The 10,800-nt window shown below is 44.2% G+C and carries 9 protein-coding genes; all 9 read left to right on the top strand.

Translation table 11 applies throughout. The features are described from left to right. The first annotated feature begins 176 nt into the window (after positions 1–176). A complete protein-coding gene (locus CRP01_RS38060; protein WP_099155350.1) occupies positions 177–704 on the top strand; it encodes a hypothetical protein in 528 nt (175 codons plus the stop codon). Positions 705–785: 81 nt separating this feature from the next. Next, complete coding sequence (locus tag CRP01_RS38055; RefSeq protein ID WP_099155349.1) at positions 786–1,319, top strand: hypothetical protein; 534 nt, start codon at positions 786–788, stop codon at positions 1,317–1,319. A 71-nt stretch (positions 1,320–1,390) separates the two neighbouring features. Next, on the top strand, positions 1,391–1,972 hold the full coding sequence (locus CRP01_RS38050; protein ID WP_099155348.1) for a DUF3885 domain-containing protein: 582 nt from the start codon (positions 1,391–1,393) through the stop codon (positions 1,970–1,972). A 158-nt stretch (positions 1,973–2,130) separates the two neighbouring features. Then, positions 2,131–2,832, top strand: a complete 702-nt coding sequence (locus tag CRP01_RS38045) for a hypothetical protein (protein WP_099155347.1) — start codon at positions 2,131–2,133, stop codon at positions 2,830–2,832. 55 nt (positions 2,833–2,887) lie between these two features. Beyond that, positions 2,888–3,643: an IS1 family transposase gene (locus CRP01_RS38040; protein ID WP_099155346.1), complete on the top strand. Its 756-nt coding sequence runs from the start codon at positions 2,888–2,890 to the stop codon at positions 3,641–3,643. A gap of 206 nt (positions 3,644–3,849) precedes the next feature. Further along, positions 3,850–4,818, top strand: a complete 969-nt coding sequence (locus tag CRP01_RS38035; protein WP_099155345.1) for a tetratricopeptide repeat protein — start codon at positions 3,850–3,852, stop codon at positions 4,816–4,818. Between the two features lie 442 nt (positions 4,819–5,260). Next, positions 5,261–7,177: an alpha/beta fold hydrolase gene (locus CRP01_RS38030; RefSeq protein ID WP_099155344.1), complete on the top strand. Its 1,917-nt coding sequence runs from the start codon at positions 5,261–5,263 to the stop codon at positions 7,175–7,177. 219 nt (positions 7,178–7,396) lie between these two features. After that, entirely contained in the window at positions 7,397–9,760 is a 2,364-nt protein-coding gene (locus tag CRP01_RS38025; RefSeq protein WP_099155343.1) for a TonB-dependent receptor, read from the top strand. An 11-nt stretch (positions 9,761–9,771) separates the two neighbouring features. Beyond that, positions 9,772–10,665 (top strand): DUF4249 domain-containing protein, encoded by an 894-nt coding sequence (locus CRP01_RS38020; RefSeq protein ID WP_099155342.1) that lies wholly within the window; start codon positions 9,772–9,774, stop codon positions 10,663–10,665. Positions 10,666–10,800 lie beyond the last annotated feature (135 nt).

Here is a 10,800-nt window from a genome sequence, read left to right as displayed (position 1 = left end):
AAATTATCAAACTCTCAACGCAAAAGATTGGAAAGGATAATTGCTAAAAATGGATTCAAAATTTATAATAAATAAAATTATGCATAACATCCACTAGTCGCTCAGCCTTCTTTGAAGCTTCGGCCGATCGTCTAGCCAACCGTTGTCGGTCATTAGGAATGAAAAATAAAAGAGGCATGTTCAAAGCAAAATTAATTGAAAACAAAAAGTACTACAGGTTAAGAAGTAAACAACTAGTTCTGATGCTCCTCCCCTCCATTCCAATTGGGTTAATTGTAAATTTCTATCAAATCCCGATTTGGGTGACAGTTCTAATGATAGGACTTTATATTGTAGCCATTATTCTAATGGCAAGAAATCAAAAACAGATTACTGCTAATCTTGGAAACAAGATTATAGAAATTGATGAAGAAGCAATAAGAATTAAATCAAAAAAAGGAGTGGAAGATGAGTTAATCAGTTTAAATGAAGTTGAAAAGATAATTTTGAAAGACGAATACTCCATGCCTCAAGGAACGATTAGAGAAGTGGGGCAAGAGTTAACTGGAAAAACAAAACAAAACTATTTGATTATTTACCAAGATAGCCGGAAAAGACAATTGGATTTTGAAGTTGATTCTTATTTTATGGTAAATCAGTTGAACAAATTGATTGAAATCTGGAAAATGAAAGGCTACAACATTGAGCGGGTAAATCAAAAATAAAAACGAAGCTACAACACATCGCTATCCGCCCAGCCTCCGCTGATCGTCTAGCGAAACGTTCAACGTAATTAGAAAAAGAGCATGTATTGGACCAAAGAGCTTTACAGCGTTAATTTAACCGAAGAAGAGTTCGAATCAAGGCTCGAAAAATTGATAGTGCTTCAAGAAAAAAATTCTTTAAAAACGCATGTTTTTACTTCAAAAAGCGGGTCTGATGAGACAGTAAGGGGAGAATTGACAAAAAATGGCTTTACGATTTGGAGAACAAACAGAACTTGGAATGGGATGCTATATCCGATCTTCAAAGGTGGTCGCTTAAAGGTCAATGGAATAAACCTACTAGAGATAAAAGTCCAATTCAATCCTTTCGCAGAAGTTTTGGTAGTCATCTTTGGGATTTTGCTTGCTTACGGGATAACGACCGAAATAGTCATCCAAGAAAACAATGAATTTAAACCTCTTTTTCTGAGAATATTGGTCGGAGTATTCTTGTTTTTTATTTTTCAATCAGTACCGCTAATTAGTTTTTATAATTTGAAAAGACTAACTATGAAAGGGATGAAAGAGTATCTTAACTTGACAAAGGTTGAATTAAAAAAGAGAAAATTACGTTGAACACCACCTATGCGATCAGCCTCCGCTTTGGCTCCGGCCGATCGCATAGCCCACCGTAGCACATTAAAAAAATGACAGAAAGCAAATTCATAGACTATTGGAATAAAGAATTTCCAGAATCGTTACCAATCAATCACGAATTGAAATGGATATATCTCGACAGATGGTTTAGAATTCATAGTTTGCCTGAGTCAAAACGATATGCGGAATCTGCGGACGAGTACAAAATCATACTTGATCGACAAAACCAATTGATAAATGACCTGATTGGAGAAGAATCAGAAATAGCAATTTCTTTCGGACTTTATACAAACGATATAACCAATGACAATTACAAAGAACTAACTGACTTTGGCAAATTTCTAAAAGTCTTAACGATTGACTTACACAAGGAAAGACCTGAAGAATATGAAGATGAAATGTACTTGGATATTTATGTCAAAACTGAAAATTGGAAAAACGGCAACAGAGATGAAATTCTCAAAGCAATTGCTGATGATGAAATAAGAGCAATGTTTGTCAGTCCTTCGAAGAAATGTGTCATAGCACCTTATGACGGTGGAGTTGATGTTATTGTTGACTCGACCGAAAAGAGAGACAGACTTAAAGCTAAATTCAGGGATTGGCTTTCTGACAGAGAAGATGGAATGTAAAAGAAAAAATTAAACGTACTACAACATCGGCTATAGCAAATACGGGCTGATTGCTTTATAATTAAGATATTACAACTAAATAAATTTACGGTAGGCGGACAAGAAAGCGGTTTCAAAATCCCGCACTTACCGTAGCCAGGGCCGTAATCATAGAATAGATGATAGGCATATTAAAAATTGGAAATTGGAAAACTGAAATTGGTAAAATTCAAATTCTACCAATTTTAGACACTCATCTTATAGAAGAAGAGCTGAGATTAATATTCGAAGTCTACAAAGAAGATGAAGATGACTTTGGAATAGATTTTACCCTCAGTCACATTAAAATGCCAAAAGAAATTCACTACCAAAATGATTATGACGGAGAATATGAGTTAAATAAATCAGAAATCGGATTTAATGTAATTTGGTACAATGAGGTTGAATATGAAATCAATGAGTTAAAATTGAGTTTCCAGGCAGATGAAAAAAGGCTAACTGGGACCGGAAGAGCAGAAAACAAAAACGGTGAATTGGACTTTAAATTTGACAGTGAATATGAAATAGAAGAATTGCAAATATGGAAGTTAGACGCTAAGACAAAAAAAGAAAGACAAACCCAAAATTTAGAAAGACTCATTGATTTACTCCAACAGTTGGGTGATGAAAAAAAATGTACTGCTTATAAAAATGCAGTGCCATTTGTTCATATTCCTGAGGAATTGATTGCACAATGGGATGGTTTACATCAACCAGAAAAGAAATATTTTGATGAGTACTATACGAAAAATGAAAAGGAGAAATTAGAAAGATTTAATGACCAAATAAACAACACATATAAATTATTTGGCAGTAATAAATATGTAAGGATAAGGATGTAAAAAATATGGCAACCCGGCGAGGTCATTATTTTTGAAGTGACCAAACTTTAAAAACATGATCTTATGCCCGAGTTGCCAGAGCATAAAGATAGTCAAGAATGGCAAGACTTACTATGGCAAACAGAACCACAAGTGCAAAGACTGCGGTCGCCAGTTTGTGCTCAACAATAATCATAATATTCCAGAAGATCAACGTAAGATGATTCAAAAAGCCCTAAATGAACGGATCAGTTTACTGGGAATATGTCGAGTATTCAACGTCAGCCTACCCTGGCTACTAAATTTTGCCGAATCGGTCTGGAACGCTGTACCGATCAATATTGGGTTGAGTGACTGGTGGCTAAAGCAGCTACGACCTAAAAAAGCACAATTGATTGTTTTACAACTAGATGAAGCCTGGTCTTTTGTCGGTTGTAAAAAACAAAAGCGATGGATCTGGGTAGTATTTGATCCGGTAAATCGCTTAGTAGTTGCCTTCCATATCGGCAATCGAGGCGAAGAAAGTGCCAAGGCTTTGTGGCGTAAAGTTCCGGCCGCCTATAAGGGCAACTGTCTTTTTGCTACCGATTATTGGGATGCCTACAAATCCATCGTTCCAGCCAAAAATCATCTAGAGGGTAAAGAGTTTACCTACATTGTTGAAGGATTTTGGACCGGAATGAGGGCTAGAGTATCCCGGCTAGTTAGAAAAAGTGTGGCTTTCTCAAAAGTAGATCGCAATCATTTTCTGGCCATCCGATATTATTTCTATCAATTTAATTTGGCCAGTTTGGGCCGATTACCAAATCAAGCGGTCATCCTTACAAGTTGATTACCGCCAATTATTTAAAAATAAATTACCTGATGTGCCTGAAATTTTCAAAGTCCAAGAATGGCATATAATAATGGATGAGGCAAATAAATTGTTAAAAGAAATAGAAACTATGTGGAACAAAGTGTAGCTGACCACACTAGCTTGTTACGCGGTCAGGGCGGCAGCTGTACAGGTCGTTAGGCACAAGCAGAAAGAAAGAAAAAATGAAAATCGTAATAGCCACAATACTGATGATAAATTCAGTTTTCCTTTTCGGACAAGAATTGGAAACTGATACCACATGGATAGAATCAGAAGCAAAATCGTTATTTTCAGAAGCGGATGAATTAACTAGCATCGTTTATTATCACTTAGAATTAGATTACCTGATCGAGAATTTAGATACGCTAACCGAAAAGGGGAAAATCAAAAAAGAAGTTTATTTAGAACAAAAAGAGGATTTGTTGAGAAGAGCACTTTTTAATTACGAGCAGATGACTTCCAAATATCCAACCTCTTCTTTATACCACAAAGCACTAAATAACCGAGGAATAATCGAGTTTGAATTTAAGATGTATGAGAGGGCGAAAAAATCGTTTTTGGAGATTTTGAATAGCGATGTTGATGGTAAAGAGGAAGTAAGAGTAGGTTTTGGGTTAATGGCTGAACCATATGCAAATTATCGAAACCGGGCAGCTGAAATGCTTTACGAAATCGAATTTGCTCAGGGGAATTACGAAGAGGCGAAAAAAATTTTAGAAGAGTCCACAAAGTATAAATACTATCATTGGTGCGGGAATGCTCACGAAGAAAAAGAATTTTGGTTAGCCTACCAAAGAAGCAAGATTGAATCAAAGCTTGGAAATTTTGAAGAAGCGAGGAAATTGATGATTCCTCATTTATTCAGTCAGAGAATTATGAAAGACCAAGAATTGGCTCAATACTGCTTGAATTTGCTTTTCCATATATACACTAAGGAAGAATTGATTGACGAATTTAAAACGGGAATCAACAATTATTATTCAAGAAAGATTAGACCTGATTCGGATTATTTAGATTACTTCATTAATTTTTTGGGTGAGGAACTGGAAGTTGATATTTACATGCCTGAAAATAGAGATGAAGAACCTAATATGATTCGGGATAAAGTTGAAAATCAATGGATTTATTATTTAATAAAATCAGAAAACTAAAAGAAGCCTGTGCCTAATCGAGTAGACGTCCCCAGCCATAGTTAACCGGGGTGCGCCTCTCACACTATCGTATTCCGACATTCCATGTACGGGACAGGCAGTACGGATCTCGTATACGGCTGTTCCCGGAACAATTCATCATTTATTGTGGACCTTTTCCTCCGAGGATTTTCCGAATTTGACTTTGAGTTTGTATTCCAGGAATGGAATGTAGCCACGTTCCCGTAGTCGGTCCTTGGTCACGGTAGTACCCATGATTGGGCTACAAGCGATGGACGCAACATAAAATGCCAAAGTCGAGCTGAATAAAAGCCAGAAAAAAGAGAGAGACAAAAAAATCCACCCTTTACCCACCAAAGGATTCCTACTTTTCAATCTACATAAGGTACAATGCCTTCAGCCTTACTTTGTAGGACTTTCCTCTACTCCGAAAACGATAGCCATGCGAACAGTACTGCTATTTCTGGTTTGCACACTATTTTTCGCCCATCAGCTGCCTGGCCAAACCCTGGAGTGGATCGATGGCTTTATAAAAAACGATCCAGCTCCGAAAAACGAAGAAGGTATAGCATTCGGCTATATACAAGTCCCCGAAGATCACGGTCGACCGGATGGAAAAAAATTCAAGCTGGCCTTCGCCGTACTCAGGGCTAAAGCAGCGGACGCCCGACCCGATCCCGTGCTTTACCTTTCCGGTGGCCCCGGTATTGGAGCGCTCCAGAATATTGCCAAATGGGAAAATCATTTTTTGCGCCGGGAGCGCGATATCATTTTGGTCGATTTCCGGGGAATCGGCTATTCCGAACCCAAATTTTGCCCGGAATTGAATGCAAACCTGTGGTTACTATTTGCCGGTAACTACGTTACTCCGGAGATAGAAAGAGCGGTAAAGGCAGGATGGTTTGAAGCATGCTTTGAACGATTGCGGGCTTTGGGATGGGATCTCCACCAATTCCGGTCGGCCGCAGTAGTACAGGATCTGGAATTACTGCGGGAGCAGTTGGGCTACGAGCAGTGGAATGTACTGAGTGTTTCCTACGGGACGCGCACGGCACAAACCTATCTGCGGGACGCCCCGGATGCGCTGAGAGCCGTGATCCTCGATTCTACTTTCCCGATGGGAGATCAGCAATACCATCCATTACGGGGCTATCTGCAGTCCTTGACTGCCTTTTTCGATGCGTGTGCAGGCAATGCAGCCTGCCGGGAGCGATTCCCTGACCTGCAATCGCGGTTCTATACCATCACGGGCAGTTTAAAAGAACAGCCGATCGCTTTGAAAGATCCCGCTTATCCCGGCGGCATGTTCCATGTCAATCTACAAGACATGCATCTCCTATTTTTTCAATTTCTGAAAAACAGCTCCAATTACCCGGCCCTACCCTATCTGATCGAAGCCATGGCCACGGGTAACACCGCAGTCTTCAACAATATGATGACCCTGGCGGCAGGACAGAATAGCCGGGTGTCCATGGCAACGGGGGTTCTGGTCAGCAAAAATGACCAATACTCTCCTCCGCCCCAGCCGACGATCTCCGAAAAAGATCCCTTGAAATATGCCCTGAACTATTTTGACGGAGAGTACGAGGTACTTGAAGGCATGGACTTCCTGGAGTTCGACAGTCTGGAAAGTCTGCCAGTACAAAGTATGGTCAATACCCTGATCCTGGCCGGCGCACTCGACCCGGCTACCCCGGCGATGTACGGGGCATCCGTACACGAGCGACTGGAAAACAGCCAATTCCTCCACTTTCCCGGCATAGGCCATGGCGTATCCCGGGCGGGGGAATGCATCCCCCAATTACTGCTGCAGTTCCTCCAATCGCCGGAGCGGGCGCTGGAGACCAGCTGTCGGGATCAGATAGCGGCCAGGTCTATTCCCTTTATCGGCAACCTCTACGAAAATGTAAAGGTCGGTACCCTTATCCGGCAGGCCGCTATAGAGAAGCGAGTCCAGGTATTGTTGCCGATCGGATTGGTGGTCCTTTGCTGGATCGCCTCCCTATTCCAATGGTGGCGGGAGAGAAAAGCTACTCCCATTAGTCTCAAGCGTTATCAACTGAGTCAGCGGGTAGCTACTACTTTAGGAGTAGTCCTGATAGCGGGCACCGGATGGTTGATCTACCAGACCAGTTCGCTCAGTCAACTCCTGGTCCTATTAGGCCTGGTGGGCGGTGCCCAGTATTTTTACTACCTCTCCTATTTGTTTTTGTTGACTCTAATCTTAAGCCTATTCTACCTGATCAAGAGTTGGAAATACCAGCAAAGCATGCTTACGAAGGCTTTTTCGATCATTTTCATATCGTCTTTAGGAGCCTTTGGGAGCATATTGATCGTGTACGATCTATTCCCAAAGTAAAGTTTGCTTTTCAAAGGAGGAGAAGTGAACTATTCCAACAATAGATCCACTTTGATCTTCCGGATCACCGGATTAAGGATCACCGGGTATTACTTCGGAGCTGATCCAGACAAACGGCTCCGACCAACCTTTGTTAAAAAATAATGATCTAATAATAAAGACGGCCTCCCGGCTTTAAAAAAGAGTTCCTATTTCGCGCTAACTGAAACCTGAATACCTATGAAGCCCTTGCTCTCTGTGATCTGCTGGCTGATCCCACTGGTGCTCTACGCACAAGCCAGCTATACCATCAGCGGCTACGTGGAAGATGCCGAATCCGGTGAAAAGCTGATCGCCGCCAACGTATACGACGAAAAAAGCGGTCAGGGCGTAGTGACCAACACCTACGGATTTTTCAGTCTCACCCTGCCGGCCGACAGTATCACGCTCACCGTTTCCTACATTGGCTATTCCTCCAGGACCATTCCCGTACAGCTGACGGCCAACCGGGAGCTGATCGTAGCACTCTCCCCGAGCGTTTCGCTGGAAGTCGTGGAAGTAAGCTCCGACCGGTTCGAGAAGATCGAAGAGAGCAGTCAGATGAGCCGCATTGAAGTGCCCGTAGAGCAGATCAAGCGGATTCCCGCCCTGCTGGGAGAAGTTGACATACTAAAGACCCTACAATTGTTGCCGGGCGTACAGTCAGGTGGGGAAGGTCAGACCGGTTTGTACGTACGCGGTGGTAGTCCGGACCAGAACCTGATCCTGCTGGACGGCGTACCCATTTACAACGCCAGTCATTTGCTGGGCATTTTCTCCGTCTTCAACGCCGACGCCATCCGCAACGTTACCCTGACCAAAGGCGGCTTTCCAGCGAGGTACGGGGGCCGGCTTTCTTCCGTACTGGAGATCAATATGAAAGAAGGCAACCTGCAGGAGTTCCACGGTGAAGGCTCCATTGGCCTGATCACCTCCAAACTCACGCTGGAAGCTCCCATCGTCAAAGGGAAGACATCCTTTTTGATCTCCGGTAGACGGACCTACGCCGACCTCATCTTTTCGCCCATTATCAAGGCCACAGCCGCCGAAGACCAGGAGGTCAGTCTCCGACTGTTCTTTTACGATCTGAACGCCAAGGTACAGCATAAGATCAACAACAAGCACCGCTTATTCGCCTCTACCTATCTGGGCTCCGACGTATTTAGCAATGACATAGAAGACGAGCTCAACCGCATTACCGGCGGCATTGACTGGGGCAATCTCGTTTCCTCCCTACGCTGGAATTATCAGATCACCCCCAAGCTGTTTGCCAATACGACCCTGACTTACAGCAATTACGAGATCGATATCCTGGCCGGCTACGAATACCTCGATGACGAAGAGCCCGAGCGTTTCGCCGCCAAGTATTTTTCCGGCATTGAAGACGTTGGCACCCGGGTAGACCTGGACTACATTCCCTCGCCCCGTCACTACATTCGTATGGGGGCAAGCGCTACCGCCCACCGCTACCGCCCGGGAGCCTTATCGTTCAAGGCCGACTTTGCCGACGAGTTCAATCTCGATACCCTGATCGGTTCAAAAACGGCCTATTCCACCGAATACTCGGCCTACGTGGAAGACGATCTGCAGCTCGGTGCGCTGAAAGCCAATATTGGTCTGCACGCCTCCGCCTTCAAAGTAGACCGGCAGTGGTACAGCTCCATTCAGCCGCGGCTAAGCCTGCGTTACTTACTGCACGATCATCTTTCCCTCAAAGCATCCTTCAGCACCATGACCCAGTACATCAACCTGTTGACCAGCGAAAGTTTCAGTCTACCCACCGATCTGTGGGTGCCCAGCACCGCCCGAATTCGCCCCCAACAAGCCTGGCAGGCGGCCCTGGGAGCGGCCCGCACCCTGCAGGATAAATTTGAAGTGAGTGTAGAAGCTTACTACAAAAAAATGTCGAATGTACTATCCTACAAAGAAGGTGCTTCCTTTTTATTCGGCTACGACTCCGACTGGCAGGATAAGGTAACCCAGGGGCAGGGAGAGGCTTACGGCTTAGAATTCTTCTTTCAGAAGAAAAAAGGTCGCACTACCGGCTGGTTGGGCTACACCCTGAGCTGGAACCACCGGCAATTTGACGACATCAACAGCGGGCAGTCCTACCCTTTCCGGTACGACCGCCGGCACGACATTTCTTTGGTCGTCAACCACGATCTCTCCGACAAAGTAAAGTTTTCCGCCGCCTGGGTATACGGCACGGGCAATGCCATTTCCCTGAACACCTTCCGCTATCCCCGTCAGGCCAACAAATTCACTTTTGACGGACGGACCTCTGTCTGGTTTCGAGAAATAGAAGCCGGTACCGGAAAAAATGCCTTCCGGATGACCGATTACCACCGGCTCGATCTCAGTGTAGCCTTTCACAAACAAAAGCGACACTGGGAGAGAACCTGGACCATAGGTCTGTACAATGCCTATTATCACCGCAACCCCTATTTTGTGGTGGTCACCGAAGACAGCGGATCCGATCCCTTATCCGAGCTTGAGCGGCGCAAATTCCAGGAGATCAGCATATTGCCCATTATACCTTCCGTATCCTACGGCTTTAAATTTTAAAATACCCTCAGATGAAAAACCGAATCATCCTCTGGTGCTTAATCCTGGTCATCATCAGTCAGTATAGCTGTAAAGACTTCTCACAGATCGTAGAGATCGACATTCCCGAGCACGAGCCCAAACTAGCCACGCTACTGACCGCTACCAGTCTGGACAGCGCGTTGAACGTACTGGTGAGCAATAGTCTGGGCATTCTGGAAAGTCGGGACACCCAGCCCATTAAAGACGCCCGGGTAAGCCTGTTGCGCAACGGCCATCCAATTGCCGAGGGTATATACCGGGAAGGCACCTATTACTACGAGCTGTTCACCAACGCTCCTTTAGGTACCGCTGCAGCCACCTACCGGCTGGAAATGTCCGCTCCGGACTTCCCCCCTATTTACGCCGAGCAGAAAATGCCCGCAGCCGTACCCATACTTTCCGCCCGGATTGAACTGGACGGCACGATAGATGCGGAAGGACGCCGGGCGGACGAAGTGATCCTTGAATTTCAGGACCCCGCAGGCAGCACCGACTACTACGCGGTGGCTATGCAAGGCCTGCGGCGACTGAGTGCAGAAGAAGACAGTTTATATACGGCCGGCACCGTTGCGCTCCATTCCAATGATCCTTCCTATGGATTTGTCCGCAATTTCCCCTACAATCTGATTTTTTCCGATGCCGCTTTCGATGGTCAAAAGGTTCGGATCAGTGTCTATTCTTACGATCATCTGGGGGAGTTTTCCGGGCAGTTGAGACTCTATCATCTCAGTCGGGACGTCTACCTCTATCACCGTTCGCTCGATCTGTACGAAGAAGCTATAGACAACCCTTTTGCCGAGCCGGTGAATGTGCATCGCAATATTGAAAACGGCTATGGGTTGTTTGGTGTATCGTCGGTGAGTGAGGTGGTATTAGAGGAGTGAGGAATCAAAACTATAGATAGAAGATTTGGAAAATATGTAAGGAAGCGCTATCCAAATTTAAAGTGAAGTAAACCGTATATAAGATGAGGCTCTATTTTCTGATAATTTTTATAAAAAAAAATTATCTTTCGCTAA

Origin of the sequence: Flavilitoribacter nigricans DSM 23189 = NBRC 102662 (assembly GCF_002646595.1) — a bacterium.
GTDB classification, from domain to species: Bacteria; Bacteroidota; Bacteroidia; order Chitinophagales; family Saprospiraceae; genus Flavilitoribacter; species Flavilitoribacter nigricans.
The sequence above is the reverse complement of the archived record's forward strand: the minus strand, read 5'-3'. Positions and strand labels throughout refer to the sequence as shown.